This window comes from Pseudomonas sp. Sample_9 (genome assembly GCF_004307535.1).
In the GTDB taxonomy this organism is placed as follows: Bacteria; Pseudomonadota; Gammaproteobacteria; order Pseudomonadales; family Pseudomonadaceae; genus Aquipseudomonas; species Aquipseudomonas mercuritolerans.
Window position 1 is genome coordinate 20,421 of record NZ_RAZO01000498.1, and the last position, 13,489, is coordinate 33,909.

A 13,489-nucleotide genomic window follows, 5' to 3' on the forward strand; every position below is an offset into this window, starting at 1 on the left:
CAGTAGGAACAGAATGAAAAACAACGACTTGAATGAACAGCGCATGGGGGCGGCGGGCTCAAGTGGATCACACAGTCTATGAGGGTAGGTGATCGCGCCGAACGGGGCGGAAAACTTTCTCGGCAAGAGGCGCTTACACGCTCATCCAATCCGGCGGAATGATCCGCGCAGCGAGCGGTCAACCGGCAATAACAGCTTTGAGAACATGCCATGTCCATCGCCAAGGAAACGATTGAATACCTGCGCCATCATTCACTGACCATCACCACCGCCGAATCCTGCACGGCCGGGGAAATTGTCATGTTGCTGTCGGAAGTGCCCGGCAGCGGCGAGCTGATCGAGTGCGGCTATGTGGTCTATTCGCCGCAAGCCAAGCAGCGCCTGCTGCACGTCAGCCCGGCGACCATGGACACCTTCAATCTGACCAGCGTTGAAGTGGCCAGTGAAATGGCCATCGGTGCGTTGCGCGACAGCACGGCCAACGTCGCCGTCGCCACCACCGGCATTCTCGGACCCGACGATATGGACGGCATCAAGGCCGGTACGGTGTGTTTCGCCTGGGCATTCCAGTTCGATGACAAACATTTTTTGTTCAGCACCCAACAATGGTTCGCCGGATCGCGCAGTGAAGTGCAGACCCTCGCTTCTGAATTCGCCCTGCAGCAGTTGCCGGACTATCACCGTCGCGCCTTGCGCGGCGAAGGAGGGTGGCGCCGATGAAGCCTGACGCTGAGCATCCCGATCTGCAAAGCCGACGATTCCCGGTGCAGGAGGACATGGCCTATCAGTTGAAGGTCTGGCGCTTCGAGCACATCGGTTGGTACCTGCTGGTGCTGTGCATGCTGCTCGGTCTGTTGGGGCTGTTTTCCCGGGGCGTGCTCAGTTCGCAGGACGCCCGCAGCGACGATGGCAAAGTCCAGGTCGAATACGAGATGTTCCACCGCAACGGCTCGACCAACCCGCTGAAACTCAGCGTGCACACGGCGCCTGAAGCCACTGTCGAACTCGACATCGGTGGCGAGATGCTCGATGGCTTCAGCGTCGAAACCATGCAACCGGCCCCGGTGCGTATGCGCAGCTCAAAACAGGGCATGCGCTTGTGGTTGCAGGCGGATGCCCAGGGCCAGGCGACGCTCTATGTGACGCTGCGCGGTGACGGATTGGGCCTGTTTCGCAGCCATATCCGCGTGCCGGGCTCGAGCGAAGTGAAGCTCACTCAATTTATTTATCCATAGGTGACCCATGGACTCGGTGTTGCGCGCACTCGCGATGTATCTGGCACTGATGGTGCTGTTCAAAATTGCCGGCCGGCGTTCGCTGGCCGAGCTGACGACATTTGATTTCGTCCTGCTGATGATCATCGGTGAAGCCACCCAGCAAGCGCTGCTCGGTGATGATTTTTCTCTGACCAATGCGTTTCTGGTGATCATTACGCTGATCGCTGTGGATGTCGGTTTTTCCCTGCTCAAACAGCGTTCCAGTTGGGTGTCGCGGCTGATCGATGGCGAGCCGACGATCATTGTCGAGAACGGCAAGCTGTTGCACCGACGCCTGCGCCATGCGCGGTTGGTCGAGGCGGATGTCATGGAGGCGGCGCGCTCCAGTCAGGGCATAGAAACCATCGACCAGATCAAATTCGCAATCATCGAGCGCAACGGCAAGATTTCCGTGATCCGCCAGGATCCGGAAGGCGGCTGAACATTTGGCGCCCCACGGCCGCAATTTTTTTGAACGCTGGAAAAGCCTCACAGCCCAATGCTTACAAGTCATCGGAGGATTGCGAAATGAACGAGGCAGCGAGTTACTTCTCCATCGCCGTGGCGGTGATCATTCTGCTGGTTGATCTGTGGGCGATTGTCAGTGTGTTTCGCAGCAACAAAAGCGTCGGCGTCAAAGCCGCCTGGGCGATCGGTCTGATCGTATTCCCGGTGCTCGGCCTGATCGTGTGGGGCATCGCCGGCCCGCGCGGCGTCAAGGAAGGGCCTTCGTCGCCGGAGCACAGTAAGGGTTAAGAACCCTGATTTGCGCACATCCGGAAAATTGGAGGTGAACTATGAAAGCTGTTGTATTTCATGGCGTCGGCGATATCCGCCTGGACGATGTGCCCGAGCCAACCATTCAAGCGCCGACCGATGCCATTGTCAGGCTGACCGCGTCGGCCATTTGCGGCACCGATCTGCATTTCATTCGCGGCAGTGCGCCGGACATGCAGCCCGGCACGATCCTCGGACACGAGGGCGTGGGGATTGTCGAAGCGCTGGGTGAAGACGTGCGCAACCTCAAGGTAGGCGATCGCGTGCTCATTCCCTCGACCATTGCCTGCGGCAACTGCTCGTACTGCCGCGCCGGCTATTTCGCCCAGTGCGACGTGGCCAACCCCAACGGTAAAACCGCTGGCACGTCATTTTTTGGCGGGCCGAAAACCACCGGGCCGTTCGATGGCCTGCAAGCCGAGAAAGCGCGCATCCCTTTCGCCAACATCGGCCTGATCAAGCTGCCGGACGCCATCACCGACGATCAGGCGATTGCCATGTCGGATATCTTTCCCACTGCCTGGTTCGGCGCCGACATGGCACGGATCAAGGACGGCGACACGGTGGCGGTGTTCGGCTGCGGGCCGGTCGGGCTGTTTGCGATTATCAGCGCGAAGCTGATGGGCGCCGGCCGGGTGTTCGCCATCGATGGCCTGGAAGATCGCCTCGCTCGCGCGCAGGCTTTGGGTGCCGAGTGCATCAACTTCGAGAAGGAAGATCCAGTTGAAATCATTGCGCGCCTGACTGCGGAAATTGGCGTGGATCGGGTGATCGAGGCCGTGGGCATCGACGCCAACCATTCCCATCATGGCCATCATCATCCTGCGCAGTGGCAACCGGGCGATGCGCCTTCGCAAGCGCTGGAGTGGGCGGTCAAGACCGTGGCCAAGGCCGGCACGATTTCCATCATCGGTGTCTATCCCGCCGGGTTCGACAGCTTCCCGATTGGCGAGGCGATGAACAAGAACGTACGCATCAACATGGGCAACTGTCATCACCGCAAATACATTCCCAAGCTGATCGAAATGACCCTCGCCGGGCGCGTCGACCCAGCGAAAGTGCTGACTCAGGACGAGCCTTTGACTGACGCGATTTCGGCGTTCAAGGCGTTTGATCAACATCAATCCGGCTGGATCAAGGTCAAGCTTGAACCGGGTAGCGATACCACTGCTGACAGGAGATCGTCATGAAAAAAATCTGCGTATGTCTGGGGTTCTGCTCAATGTTTCTGTTGAGCGGCTGCTTCGATTCCAACGATGCACCCAACAAGGACGGTGACAAAAGCAAACCGTCGGTGCAGATGCAGACCGAAAAGCCCGAGGAGGGCAAGTAATCGCTGGCAAATAATCCTTGTTGGAGCGAGCCTGCTCGCGAAGGCGTCAGGTCAGACAATTCGCTGCTGACTGATGCTCCGTCTTCGCGAGCAGGCTCGCTCCCGCATTGGTTCATTGATGTGAAACGTACTCCAGCCACACCCAATACGTCAGCGCCACAGCACTGATCCCGCCTCCGAGAAAACACACCGCCACCCAGCCATATTGCGCATAGGTATACGTCGCCGCGATCGCGCCCAAACCACTGCCCACCGAGTAAAAGCACATATACGCACCGACCAGTCGGCTCTGCGCATCGGGCCGTGCGGCGAAGATCAGGCTTTGGTTGGTGACGTGCACCGCTTGCACGGCGAAGTCTAGGAGGATCACTCCGACGGTCATCGCCAGCAGAGAACTGTCGACAAATGCGATGGGCAGCCAGGACAGCGTCAACAGCGCCAAGGCGATGCCAGTGGTGCGATTGCCCAAGCCGCGATCGGCCAGGCGCCCAGCCCGTGTGGCCGCGAGCGCGCCCGCCACTCCGGCCAGACCAAACAGGCCGATCTGCGTGTGGGACAACGACAGGGGCGGGGCGCTGAGCGGCAGCACCATCGACGTCCACAACACACTGAAGGCGGCGAAAATCAGCAGGGCGAAGATGCCGCGGACGCGCAGTACCCGCTCAGTCAAAAACAATTCCAATACCGAGCGCAGCAGTCGCCAGTAGCTGCCTTGTGCGGGCGGTTTTGCCGAGGCGGGTAGGGTGCGCCATAACAGCAGGGCCAAGCCGACCATCATGACTGCCGAGACAAAATACACGCCGCGCCAACCGGCCAGATCAGCCACTACGCCGGAAACGAAACGCGCCAGCAAAATGCCCAGTACCACGCCACTGGTGACGGTGCCTACGGCGGCGCCGCGCTGCTGCGGGCGAGCAAGGCTGGCGGTGCAGGCGACCACCACTTGCACCACCACTGCCAGCAATCCCACCAGCATCATGGCGCCGAGCAGCATGCCCCAACTCTCTGAAAGCCCCACGGCACACAGCGCCGTTGCAGACAACAGCAGTTGGCTGACGATGAGTTTCTTGCGATCGAGCAGATCACCCAGCGGCACAATGAACAGCAGCCCCACGGCATATCCGGCTTGCGTGGCCGTGACCACAACGCCGATTGCACCGGGTGAAACCCCGAGGCTGGCGGCCATCGATTCCAGCAATGGCTGCGCGAAGTAAACATTGGCCACCGCCATGGCGCAGGTGATCGCAAAGAGAAAAGTCTGCAAACGACTCAGCCCGGTCGTTGCGCTGTCAGCTGCGGCTTGCGCATTGACCAGGGTTTGCGTCTGGCAGGGCATCCTTGCTTCCTCGTAGTGTGGTTTTGAATTGAAACCGATACGTTGATCTTTATTCATTCGGGTTGTTAAATGCAACCACATTCAATAACCGATCCATCAGGAACCACATGGCCCGACAACAAACATTGGCGCAGAGCGAATGCCCGGTGGCCCGAACCCTCGAAGCCATTGGCGATCGCTGGGCCTTGATGATCATTCGCGACGCGTTCGATGACGTGCGCCGTTTCAGTGAATTCCAGAAGCGTCTGGGCCTGGCCAAGAACATCCTCACGGTCAAACTGAAAATGCTCGTCGAGTTGGGCGTGCTGGAGCTTCGGCCCGCGTCAGACGGCAGTGCCTACAAGGAATACGTGCTCACCGACATGGGCCGCGCGGTATTCCCCATCGTCGTCAGCCTGCGGCAGTGGGGCGAGCGCTTTCTGTTTGCGGAAGGCGAGGAGCACTCGATTCTGCTCGACAACGAACGGGCCGAGCCCGTTGAGACAATCGTCGTGCGCTCCAGAGCGGGCGCGGTGCTGGCCCCGGCGGACTGTCACCGAAAAGTGGTGACGCGCCGGCAATGAAGCCGGGCATTTAGCCGTGGCGTGTATTCACAGCCGCGCTATCTCCATGGCATGAAAAGTCGAGTCGGCAACCGCCGGGTTTTGATCTAGGCTGTTTTCGATCCTCGATCAGCAGCGGTGCGCCGTTGCCATATTTCCAGCAACGCGACTACGGGAGTGCCTGATGAGCCTTTCACCTTTCCACCTCGCCATCCCGGTCTACGATCTTGCCGCTTGCCGGCGTTTTTACGGTGAAGTGTTCGGCCTGGAGGAGGGCCGATCCAGCGCGCAATGGGTCGACTTCAACTTCTACGGCCACCAATTGGTCATCCACGAACAGCCGAAAACGGCTGCCCAGCGAAGCGTCAACAGCAACCCGGTAGACGGTCACGACGTACCGGTCCCGCACTTCGGCATCATTTTGCAGTGGGAGCAATGGGAGGCACTGGCCGAGCGACTGAAGTCATTCGGCACGCAATTTGTGATCGAGCCCTACATTCGATTCAAGGGTCAGGTCGGCGAACAGGCGACCATGTTTCTGCTCGATCCCTGCGGCAATGCGCTGGAATTCAAGGCGTTCAAGGACATGAGTCAGGTGTTTGCCAAATGATCACAGCGTAGTGATCTGGCCGTTGCGATCGCGTTCATAAACCTTGGTGGCCTGCAGCTTTTCCTTCAGCCAGCGCTCGGCGGTGCCCAGCGGCCGTTGGCGTGCCCATAACAGGTCGACGCCGATTTGCCAGTCGGTATGCGGGTACGCCGACAGCTGCAACTCGACCAGTTCGCCATTGCCCAGTTCACGCTGGATCAGCTGGCGCGGCAGGGTCGCCCAGCCGAGGCCGGCGCGGACCATTTCCAGCAGGGCCAGATAGCTTTCCGCTTGCCACAGTTGCGTCGAGCGCAGGTATTCACTGCTCGGCAGTTTGCTGGCGTGCGCACTGAACGCCAGGCGCCGATGCACGTGCAAATCGTCGAAGGTGACGTTGTCCAGTTTCGCCAGCGGATGATCGGGATGACAGACGTGCAGCATGATCAGTTTGCCCAGCTGCTGGAACGCCAGTTCCCGAGGATAGCCCGGTTGCGAAAACGCCACGCCCAGCACCGCCTCGCCACTGCTGACCAGTTCGCTGACATCGCCGTAGACCGGGTGACGAATGATCAGATCGACAAACGGGAAGGCCTGCTCGAACGCTTGCAGCACCGGCATGATCGGGCCGTACGGCGTTTCAATCGCCAGGGTCAGGCTCGGTTCGACGCTGTCCGAGAGGCAATCGGCGTGGGCCTCGAAGGTCATGCAGCGCTCTAGTACTGCCTCTGCCTGCACCAGCAATTTATGCCCGCTGGCGGTGAGGGCAGGGCTGCGATTGCTGCGGTCGAACAACTCGACACCAAGGTCGGTTTCCAGATTGGCAATCGCTGCGCTGATAGTCGATTGCGTCTTGCCCAGCTTGCGCCCGGCGGCGGAGAACGAGCCGCTTTTCACCACTTGGACGAACATCAGCAACTGATCGAGTGAGAAGCGCACGCGGTGTACTCCGAGGTTGAGCGAGACGGCGATTGTGCCGCGTCTTTGCCATCGAAAAAAGCGATGGTTGCCAATTTGTTTCATCGTTAAAAACATTCAAGGATGACCTCGCGTCTTCGAACGCCGGGGCCGATTCTCTCTGTGCATCTGTCCCTGAGCGCCCGCGATTACAACCAACGCTGCCCCTTCAGGAGCTTGTGCCATGACTACACAACGCGTTCACCCGGTCGATGAGGTGTTGCCCCTGCGGCAGCTTTTCACCTTCGGTCTGCAGCATGTTCTGGTGATGTATGCGGGAGCGGTGGCGGTGCCGCTGATTCTCGGCAGTGCGATGGGGCTGACGTCGGCTCAGGTGGTTTTACTGATCAACGCCAACCTGCTGACGTCCGGTGTGGCGACGCTGATTCAGACCCTCGGTTTCTGGAAGTTCGGCGCGCGTTTACCGTTGATTCAGGGTTGCTCGTTCATTGCGCTGGCGCCGATGATCATGATCGGCAAGGAGTTCGGCCTCAGCCAGATCTTCGGGGCGGTGATCGCCGCCGGCTTCCTGACCATCGCACTGGCGCCGGTGTTCAGCCGCTTGCTGCGATTCTTTCCGCCCGTGGTGATTGGCAGCCTGATCACCATCATCGGTATTTCACTGATGCCGGCGGCGGCAATCTGGCTGGGTGGTGGTAATCCCGATTCGCCTGACTTCGGTCGCCCGGCCAATCTGCTGCTGGGCCTGGCCACGGTCAGTGTGACGCTGGTGATTTATGCGAAATTCAGCGGCTTCATCGGCAACCTCAGTGTGCTCATCGGCTTGTTTGTCGGCAGCCTGATCGCTGCCGCCTGTGGCATGACGCACTTCAATCGGGTCAGCGAGGCGGCGTGGTTCGAGTTGAGCGCGCCAATGGCGTTCGGTGCGCCGGAATTTTCTCTGGTACCGATTCTGATCATGACCCTGGCGATGCTGGTGATCATGGCCGAGACCACTGGCAACTGCCTGGCCATCGGCAAACTGGTCGGCAAACCGACTACGCAGCAGACCCTCGGCAACGCCTTCCGCGCCGACGGCATGTCGACCATGCTCGGTGGCCTGTTCAACAGTTTTCCCTATAACGCCTTCACGCAAAACACCGGCCTGATTGCACTTTCGAGCATCAAGAGCCGCTTCGTCGTCGCGGCCGCTGGCGCGATCATGGTGCTGATGGGCTTGTTCCCCAAGCTCGGCGCGTTGATTGCGGCGGTGCCCACTCCAGTGCTGGGCGGCTGCGCGATCGTCATGTTCGGCATGACCACGGTGGCGGGCATTCAGGAACTGTCACGGGTGCAGTTCGAAGGCACACGCAACGCCATTATTGTTGCGGTGTCGGTCAGCGTCGGCGTCCTGCCAATGTCGTTTCCGGCCCTGTTCGAACACGTCGGCCCGACGCTGAAACTGGTGCTCGACAGCGGCATTTTCCTCGGTGCGATCACCGCCATTCTGCTCAATGTACTGCTCAACAAACAAAAACCATCGACCGACGCCGTCGGCGCATCCGCAGCCGAACTGGCCGACTGACATTTGTCTTTTCTCACTGCCCAGGAGTTACCCATGAATCAATTCACTCAGCTTGTTCCGGCCGGCGTCAGCGATCTGGACCTGGCATTGCTGCGCCAGACCATCGCCCTGTCGCAGGCGTCGAAACAACGTGGCCGGCACCCGTTTGCGGCGCTGGTGGCGGACCGCGACGGCAAGGTCATTGCCGAAGCGGGCAACAATTCGATGCCGCCGGAGGGTGATCCCACCCAGCATGCCGAACTGGTCGCGGTGGCTGCGGCGGCGAAGCGGTTGTCACCTGCAGAGCTGGAAGCGTGCACGCTGTACACCAGCGCCGAACCTTGCTGCATGTGCGCGGGCGCGGTGTATTGGACCGGTGTCGGGCGAGTGGTGTATGCGTTGTCGGAACATGCTTTGCTCGGGCTGACCGGCGATCATCCGGAGAACCCGACGTTCTCGTTGCCGTGTCGCGAAGTGTTTGCCAGAGGGCAGCGCACGGTGAGCGTTTTCGGGCCGATGCTGGAGGCAGAGGCGGCTGAACCGCATAAAGGGTTCTGGTCTTAGTTGTTATGGATCGTTCCCACGCTCCTGCGTGGGGATGCATCCGCTGACGCTCTGCATCACTTTTACTTCGTCGGGATGACATCCACACATTCCCCAGCGGAATGCCCCCCATGAAATCATTGGATTTTTCTTCTCCACGCTCACCGCGTAGCGTGTCGCAAAGACAAGGAGAATCGCCATGACCCAACCCGCCACTGACGCCGCCGGCAAATTCGACACCTCCCGCGCCAATGAATATGCCCGGCAAAGCCGCATTGCCCTGGCTGGCTACGATGCCTGTCACGACCTGTCGGCCTGTATGCTCGCCGCCAGCCTTGGGCAGTCGCGTCCGGCAAACGTGCTGGTGGTGGGCGCGGGGGGCACTGCGCAGGAAATTATCGCGATGGCCGCGCTGGAGCCGGATTGGCACTTCACTGCGGTCGATCCTTCCGGGCCGATGCTTGATGCTGCGACCGAACATCTGCGCGCCAATGATCTATCGCACAGAGTCCAGATACATCTCGGTCATGTCGAAGACTTGCCGGCCGACGCATCTTTCGATGCCGCCACCCTGATCGGTGTACTCCATCACCTGGGCGGTGACGAGGCCAAGCAACAAATACTGTGCTCCATTCAGGCCCGCCTCAAACCCGGCGCGCCATTGATCGTGGCCGGCAATCATTACGCTTACGCCAGTCAACCGTTGCTGCTGCAAGCCTGGAGCCAGCGCTGGCGACAGCAGGGCGCAACCGCTGACGAGGTGCAGGCGAAACTCGGGAAGATTTTGCAGGGCGCTGATCCGCCGCACTCGGAGGCGGCGGTGCAGGCCTTGTTACATGGTGCCGGGTTCGGCGATGCAACACGGTTTTTCAGCAGTTTGTTCTGGAGCGCCTGGCTGACGTGCAAGCTCAGCCAGGCGACCCGACTTGCCTAAGCCTCCGTCCAGTCCAGCGCTGCCGTCTCGCGCCATTTCACGTCGGTGATCCCATAGCGCTCGGCCTGGGGTTTGGAAACCACTTTCAACGGTGGTTTACCCGGTTTCGGAATCGGCGCAATACCGGCGTCACAGCTCGCCCAATGCCAAGCGTCGGCGTTGCGCATACTCTTGGCGCGGATGACGAATGATTTTGGCTGGTCGTGATGTTTGTATTCGATGACGAAAATATCGGTGCTACGCATGAGTTCCTCCTTACGCTCATACGTAAATGATTTTGTCCGACAAGAAAAATTCAAAGGATTTTCTGGCCGGATGATCAGCGTCATTCAGCGCTCTAAAACGCGGTTCTTCATGAAGCCGCGCAGGTTCATCAGGAACAGGCAAAGCTGCAGAACGATCAGCGCGTAAGCCCCGGCATGGACGCCCCAGATCACCCACAGCAAATTGCTCAGACTGAAACAAACGAAACCGCTCATGCGCCGTTGCGGTCGTTGCGAACCGATCAGCCAGGCGGCCAGAACGGTGACCAGCATCGCCGGCCATTGCACCCAATCCAGATATGCCAACGCTCTGTCCTCTGCACAGATTTTTGGATACGGAAAGGGTACACAGCAACCGAAGGATGGTCACCGCCCGCACGGCTCTGCGTCGCAATGGCGGTGAAGAAGGTTTCGCCCGGCAGAAGCCGGGCGAAGATTTCAGGCGCGCAATCAGTAATCCCAAATCGCAGGTATCCAACGGAAAGCAGCACCATTGATCGCGACCCTACCCACCGAAGGGAAGGCCAGATGCGTGGCGACGAACAGCTCGCCGCTGGCGGCGGCTTCCTTGAGCATGCGCACGCGCACTTCCACCGATTTGGCCGGATCGTGTTCGAAACCGTTGTGCCAGTCGGGGTGATCGAACGCCACCGGGAACAACGCGTCACCGGCAAAGGTCAGGCGCTCGCCACCGGAGTTGACGTAGACCACGCAGTGCCCTGGCGTATGACCACCGGTGAGTTTTGCAACTACGCCAGGTGCAACCTGGCATTCGTCTTCGAAGATGTGCAATTTGCTTTCATAGTGGTCGATGAACGCGTTGGCGGTGCTGCGCAGGACGTCTGGTACTGGTGCGGGCATGTCGGTGCTGGTGAAGTCTGGCGTGGACCAGAAATTCACTTCGGCAGCGGTGACGTGGATGCGTACGTCTTGACGCAGACGGCTCTTCACCGAGTCGACCAGCAGGCCGCCGATATGGTCCATGTGCATGTGCGTGATGACGATATCAGTGATGTCGGCGAGATCCACCCCGGCAGCGGCCAGGCGCTTGGGGAACTGCCCGGCACGCGGGAAACCGGGGAATTGGCCACCGAGGCCGGCGTCGACGAGGATGACTTGTTCGCCGCTACGCACCACCAGCACGTTGAGCGCCCAGTCAAAGGCGTCAGGGCCCAGATACATTTCCTTGAACCAGGCGGCACGGTCGGCGGGGTCGGCATTGGTTGACATGGTCTGGGTCGGCAACGGCAACACGCCGTCGCTGATCACCATCACGTCAATGTCGCCCAGGCGCAGGGCGTAGCGCGACGGCACCAGTTCTTCGCTTTGGGTTTGCAGGGCCACCGCGCGGTTGGCGGTGAAGGAATCCAGATGCAGGGTCATGGTGTTCTCCTTGTTTTCAGGGCTAAAGCGGAGGTGAAATCAGGCTACAGGGATCAGCGGATCGGCGGCCGCGAGGGCAGCGCGACGATCGGCGGCGGGCGGGTAGATCCACACCGTGTTGATCTGCGTCTTCAGCTCTTTGGCTTCGGCCTTCACCAGTTTCAGCTGACGATCCCAGCCTTCCGTGTACACCGCGCCCCAGGCGCCCAGATCCAGGCAAGTCACGTACTTGGGCTGGCGATACATTGTCGGAGCGACGCCGAGGAGATCGGCGGCGGCGTTGTTGCCGGCGTAGCGACCCAAGCTGATCGCGTGCTGGCAAGACATCGCGGCATAGTTGCCGAGGTCGTCTGTGGCGGCGCGAGCGACATCACCAGCGGCAAAGACGTGATCGATGCCTTGCACCTTGAGGTTGCCATCGACGTGCAGGCGGCCCTGGCCATCGCGTTCGGCGTCGAGTTGTTCGGTGAGCGGGCTGGCGCGGAAACCTACGGTCCAGATCACGGTGTGGCTTTCGATGTGGCGGCCATCGGCGAGGGTGACGCCATTGGCATCCACAGCGGCAACGCTGGCATCGACGATCCATTCGATACCCAGGTCAGTGGACGCCTCGATGATCGACGGGCGAATGCCATCACCCATGGTCGCGGCGATGTCCTTGCTGCGATCGACAATGATCACGCGCAGGTCTTGATCCTCACCGATGATCGCACGCAGGCGCGCCGGCATTTCCGTCGCAGTTTCAATCCCGGTGAAACCGCCACCGGCGACCACCACGGTGTTGCGCGCAACACTGGGCGGTTGGTTGCCGAGGGCGATGAGATGGCGTTCCAGACGCGCCGAGGATTCGATCTGATCGACATCGAACGCATGCTCCTTGAGGCCAGGCACCGGAGGCCGAGCGAGCTGGCTGCCGCTGGCGAGAACCAGCCGATCGTAGGCCAGTTCACCCGGACGCCCGGCCTCGTCGCGGTAACCGACTCGGCGCGCCCGGGCGTCGATGCTTTCAGCGGTGCCTTTGACGAAGCGCACACCCACCGCATCGAACAGCGCGTCGAGCGGCGCGTACATGCTGTGCACGTCCGGCTCGTAGAAGCGCGGGCGAATACGCAATTCGGCTTGCGGGGCGAGCAGCGTGATCTCGACATCCTGACGGGCATGCATATCCAGCAAACGCGCAGCGCTCAGCGCGCTCCACAGCCCGCCGAACCCTGCACCGATCACCAATAATTGCTGTTTCATAATGTGCTCCCTGACGCTGATGGATGGATGACACCCGAGCCCGGCGCGGACTCTGGCGTGACGATCAGTGGCCGCCGCAACTGCTTGCCGTACTACCTGGCGCTCAATCGTTCGCCGTCGAGAGTCATGCTAGGGCGGGGAGGATGCGGGCGCAGTTGTCCATCGGTGTGCGTGGGGTACGCATGGGTGGAAGAGGGGTATACGAAGGTATGGGGGGGCGAGGTGGGAATACCGGGCGAGGTGTTGTTCGAAACGAACATCGCCGCGCAGGGCGCCAGCACGCCTGCACGGCCGATGCCGTTGTTCAGTCGGTGGGCACTACGTTATCCAACGCTTTGTTGACGGCCAATTCCCCCAGCATGACCACCTGTGCAATGCCTAACAGCGTATTGCGCCGTGAGCCTTCCAGCATCTCGGCGAAATCACCGAGCATCACCGTGGCGGACGCCAGGGATTCGCACGCATTGACCAGCAAGGATTCGGTGTCGGATTCCGGGTTGACCATAAACAGCGTGTTGGGACTGTAAGGCGTGGCGTTGACCTTGGCCGGCGCGAGGTAATGGTCGAGCGCGCGCTCGGCGGCGTCATGAAGTTTTTTTGAATGGAAGGATTCGTAAGGCGATACCGGGTCGGTGACCGGCGGATGGGGCGGTGTCTGTGACATCAGCTGAAACTCCGATGAGAGCGGCTTGAGCGTCTGGATAAGAGGATGCCGCGCCACAGCAGTGGCGCGTCCGCTGGCAGTGAGGGAGCATGCCCCCTCGTGCCTGGGTTGCCAGCTAGTTCGACACGCGTCGGCTGTCGAGCACGCGATTGACGATCAGCTCACTCAA

18 protein-coding genes are annotated in these 13,489 nt (G+C 60.4%); 11 read left to right on the forward strand and 7 right to left on the reverse strand.

Going from position 1 to position 13,489, the window contains the following annotated elements; translation table 11 throughout:
- Nucleotides 1–210 precede the first annotated feature (210 nt).
- The 6 genes from D6877_RS28395 (at nucleotide 211) to D6877_RS29485 (ending at nucleotide 3,366) form a co-directional block, all read left to right on the forward strand.
- Complete coding sequence (locus tag D6877_RS28395; RefSeq protein ID WP_130912835.1) at nucleotides 211–720, forward strand: CinA family protein; 510 nt, start codon at nucleotides 211–213, stop codon at nucleotides 718–720.
- Nucleotides 717–1,235 carry a hypothetical protein gene (locus D6877_RS28400; protein ID WP_130912836.1) on the forward strand — a complete coding sequence of 173 codons (519 nt, stop codon included), beginning with the start codon at nucleotides 717–719 and terminating at the stop codon, nucleotides 1,233–1,235. The genes D6877_RS28395 and D6877_RS28400 overlap by 4 nt, the downstream gene beginning before the upstream one ends.
- Before the next feature lie 7 nt (nucleotides 1,236–1,242).
- Nucleotides 1,243–1,698, forward strand: a complete 456-nt coding sequence (locus D6877_RS28405; RefSeq protein WP_024012534.1) for a YetF domain-containing protein — start codon at nucleotides 1,243–1,245, stop codon at nucleotides 1,696–1,698.
- An 86-nt stretch (nucleotides 1,699–1,784) separates the two neighbouring features.
- Entirely contained in the window at nucleotides 1,785–2,012 is a 228-nt protein-coding gene (locus D6877_RS28410; protein WP_024012535.1) for a PLD nuclease N-terminal domain-containing protein, read from the forward strand.
- Between the two features lie 41 nt (nucleotides 2,013–2,053).
- Entirely contained in the window at nucleotides 2,054–3,223 is a 1,170-nt protein-coding gene (locus D6877_RS28415) for a zinc-dependent alcohol dehydrogenase (protein WP_130912837.1), read from the forward strand.
- Nucleotides 3,220–3,366: a hypothetical protein gene (locus D6877_RS29485; protein WP_016774259.1), complete on the forward strand. Its 147-nt coding sequence runs from the start codon at nucleotides 3,220–3,222 to the stop codon at nucleotides 3,364–3,366. Before D6877_RS28415 ends, D6877_RS29485 begins: the two co-directional genes overlap by 4 nt.
- 112 nt (nucleotides 3,367–3,478) lie before the next feature.
- Here D6877_RS29485 and D6877_RS28420 read toward each other — a convergent pair whose 3' ends face one another.
- The gene (locus D6877_RS28420) at nucleotides 3,479–4,702 is read right to left on the reverse strand and encodes an MFS transporter (RefSeq protein WP_130912838.1); all 1,224 of its coding nucleotides are present in this window, start codon (nucleotides 4,700–4,702) and stop codon (nucleotides 3,479–3,481) included.
- A 107-nt stretch (nucleotides 4,703–4,809) separates the two neighbouring features.
- Here D6877_RS28420 and D6877_RS28425 point away from each other — a divergent pair, with 107 nt between their 5' ends.
- Together D6877_RS28425 and D6877_RS28430 are read left to right on the forward strand one after the other, a co-directional pair.
- Nucleotides 4,810–5,265, forward strand: coding sequence for a helix-turn-helix domain-containing protein (locus D6877_RS28425; protein ID WP_130912839.1), 456 nt, complete (start codon nucleotides 4,810–4,812; stop codon nucleotides 5,263–5,265).
- Nucleotides 5,266–5,428: 163 nt separating this feature from the next.
- The gene (locus D6877_RS28430; protein ID WP_130912840.1) at nucleotides 5,429–5,854 is read left to right on the forward strand and encodes a VOC family protein; all 426 of its coding nucleotides are present in this window, start codon (nucleotides 5,429–5,431) and stop codon (nucleotides 5,852–5,854) included.
- Here D6877_RS28430 and D6877_RS28435 read toward each other — a convergent pair whose 3' ends face one another.
- Entirely contained in the window at nucleotides 5,855–6,769 is a 915-nt protein-coding gene (locus D6877_RS28435) for a LysR family transcriptional regulator (protein WP_073475410.1), read from the reverse strand.
- Nucleotides 6,770–6,971: 202 nt separating this feature from the next.
- Between D6877_RS28435 and D6877_RS28440 the strand changes: the two genes are divergently transcribed.
- The 3 genes from D6877_RS28440 to D6877_RS28450 all read left to right on the forward strand — a co-directional run bounded on the left by D6877_RS28440 (nucleotide 6,972) and on the right by D6877_RS28450 (nucleotide 9,768).
- Nucleotides 6,972–8,312, forward strand: coding sequence for a nucleobase:cation symporter-2 family protein (locus D6877_RS28440; protein WP_130912841.1), 1,341 nt, complete (start codon nucleotides 6,972–6,974; stop codon nucleotides 8,310–8,312).
- A gap of 33 nt (nucleotides 8,313–8,345) precedes the next feature.
- Nucleotides 8,346–8,855 (forward strand): nucleoside deaminase, encoded by a 510-nt coding sequence (locus tag D6877_RS28445; protein WP_130912842.1) that lies wholly within the window; start codon nucleotides 8,346–8,348, stop codon nucleotides 8,853–8,855.
- A gap of 178 nt (nucleotides 8,856–9,033) precedes the next feature.
- Nucleotides 9,034–9,768, forward strand: coding sequence for a class I SAM-dependent methyltransferase (locus D6877_RS28450; protein ID WP_130912843.1), 735 nt, complete (start codon nucleotides 9,034–9,036; stop codon nucleotides 9,766–9,768).
- Here D6877_RS28450 and D6877_RS28455 read toward each other — a convergent pair.
- The 5 genes from D6877_RS28455 to D6877_RS28475 form a co-directional block, all read right to left on the reverse strand.
- Nucleotides 9,765–10,013 (reverse strand): DUF6555 family protein, encoded by a 249-nt coding sequence (locus tag D6877_RS28455; RefSeq protein ID WP_016774267.1) that lies wholly within the window; start codon nucleotides 10,011–10,013, stop codon nucleotides 9,765–9,767. The genes D6877_RS28450 and D6877_RS28455 overlap by 4 nt on opposite strands.
- 84 nt (nucleotides 10,014–10,097) lie before the next feature.
- A complete protein-coding gene (locus D6877_RS28460; RefSeq protein WP_016774268.1) occupies nucleotides 10,098–10,337 on the reverse strand; it encodes a hypothetical protein in 240 nt (79 codons plus the stop codon).
- A 144-nt stretch (nucleotides 10,338–10,481) separates the two neighbouring features.
- On the reverse strand, nucleotides 10,482–11,414 hold the full coding sequence (locus tag D6877_RS28465; protein ID WP_130912844.1) for an MBL fold metallo-hydrolase: 933 nt from the start codon (nucleotides 11,412–11,414) through the stop codon (nucleotides 10,482–10,484).
- A gap of 39 nt (nucleotides 11,415–11,453) precedes the next feature.
- Nucleotides 11,454–12,656, reverse strand: coding sequence for an NAD(P)/FAD-dependent oxidoreductase (locus D6877_RS28470; protein WP_130912845.1), 1,203 nt, complete (start codon nucleotides 12,654–12,656; stop codon nucleotides 11,454–11,456).
- Nucleotides 12,657–12,960: 304 nt separating this feature from the next.
- Nucleotides 12,961–13,320, reverse strand: coding sequence for a DUF6124 family protein (locus D6877_RS28475; RefSeq protein ID WP_130912846.1), 360 nt, complete (start codon nucleotides 13,318–13,320; stop codon nucleotides 12,961–12,963).
- Nucleotides 13,321–13,489: the final 169 nt, after the last annotated feature.

What these genes read in the sequence shown, in the direction of transcription:
- D6877_RS28405 (WP_024012534.1), top strand. Translation starts at nt 1,243, where the DNA reads ATGGACTCGGTGTTGCGCGCACTCGCGATGTATCTGGCACTGATGGTG.
- D6877_RS29485 (WP_016774259.1), top strand. Translation starts at nt 3,220, where the DNA reads ATGAAAAAAATCTGCGTATGTCTGGGGTTCTGCTCAATGTTTCTGTTG.
- D6877_RS28465 (WP_130912844.1), bottom strand. Translation starts at nt 11,414, where the DNA reads ATGACCCTGCATCTGGATTCCTTCACCGCCAACCGCGCGGTGGCCCTG.
- D6877_RS28410 (WP_024012535.1), top strand. Translation starts at nt 1,785, where the DNA reads ATGAACGAGGCAGCGAGTTACTTCTCCATCGCCGTGGCGGTGATCATT.
- D6877_RS28440 (WP_130912841.1), top strand. Translation starts at nt 6,972, where the DNA reads ATGACTACACAACGCGTTCACCCGGTCGATGAGGTGTTGCCCCTGCGG.
- D6877_RS28450 (WP_130912843.1), top strand. Translation starts at nt 9,034, where the DNA reads ATGACCCAACCCGCCACTGACGCCGCCGGCAAATTCGACACCTCCCGC.
- D6877_RS28470 (WP_130912845.1), bottom strand. Translation starts at nt 12,656, where the DNA reads ATGAAACAGCAATTATTGGTGATCGGTGCAGGGTTCGGCGGGCTGTGG.
- D6877_RS28425 (WP_130912839.1), top strand. Translation starts at nt 4,810, where the DNA reads ATGGCCCGACAACAAACATTGGCGCAGAGCGAATGCCCGGTGGCCCGA.
- D6877_RS28395 (WP_130912835.1), top strand. Translation starts at nt 211, where the DNA reads ATGTCCATCGCCAAGGAAACGATTGAATACCTGCGCCATCATTCACTG.
- D6877_RS28415 (WP_130912837.1), top strand. Translation starts at nt 2,054, where the DNA reads ATGAAAGCTGTTGTATTTCATGGCGTCGGCGATATCCGCCTGGACGAT.
- D6877_RS28455 (WP_016774267.1), bottom strand. Translation starts at nt 10,013, where the DNA reads ATGCGTAGCACCGATATTTTCGTCATCGAATACAAACATCACGACCAG.
- D6877_RS28445 (WP_130912842.1), top strand. Translation starts at nt 8,346, where the DNA reads ATGAATCAATTCACTCAGCTTGTTCCGGCCGGCGTCAGCGATCTGGAC.
- D6877_RS28400 (WP_130912836.1), top strand. Translation starts at nt 717, where the DNA reads ATGAAGCCTGACGCTGAGCATCCCGATCTGCAAAGCCGACGATTCCCG.
- D6877_RS28430 (WP_130912840.1), top strand. Translation starts at nt 5,429, where the DNA reads ATGAGCCTTTCACCTTTCCACCTCGCCATCCCGGTCTACGATCTTGCC.
- D6877_RS28475 (WP_130912846.1), bottom strand. Translation starts at nt 13,320, where the DNA reads ATGTCACAGACACCGCCCCATCCGCCGGTCACCGACCCGGTATCGCCT.
- D6877_RS28420 (WP_130912838.1), bottom strand. Translation starts at nt 4,702, where the DNA reads ATGCCCTGCCAGACGCAAACCCTGGTCAATGCGCAAGCCGCAGCTGAC.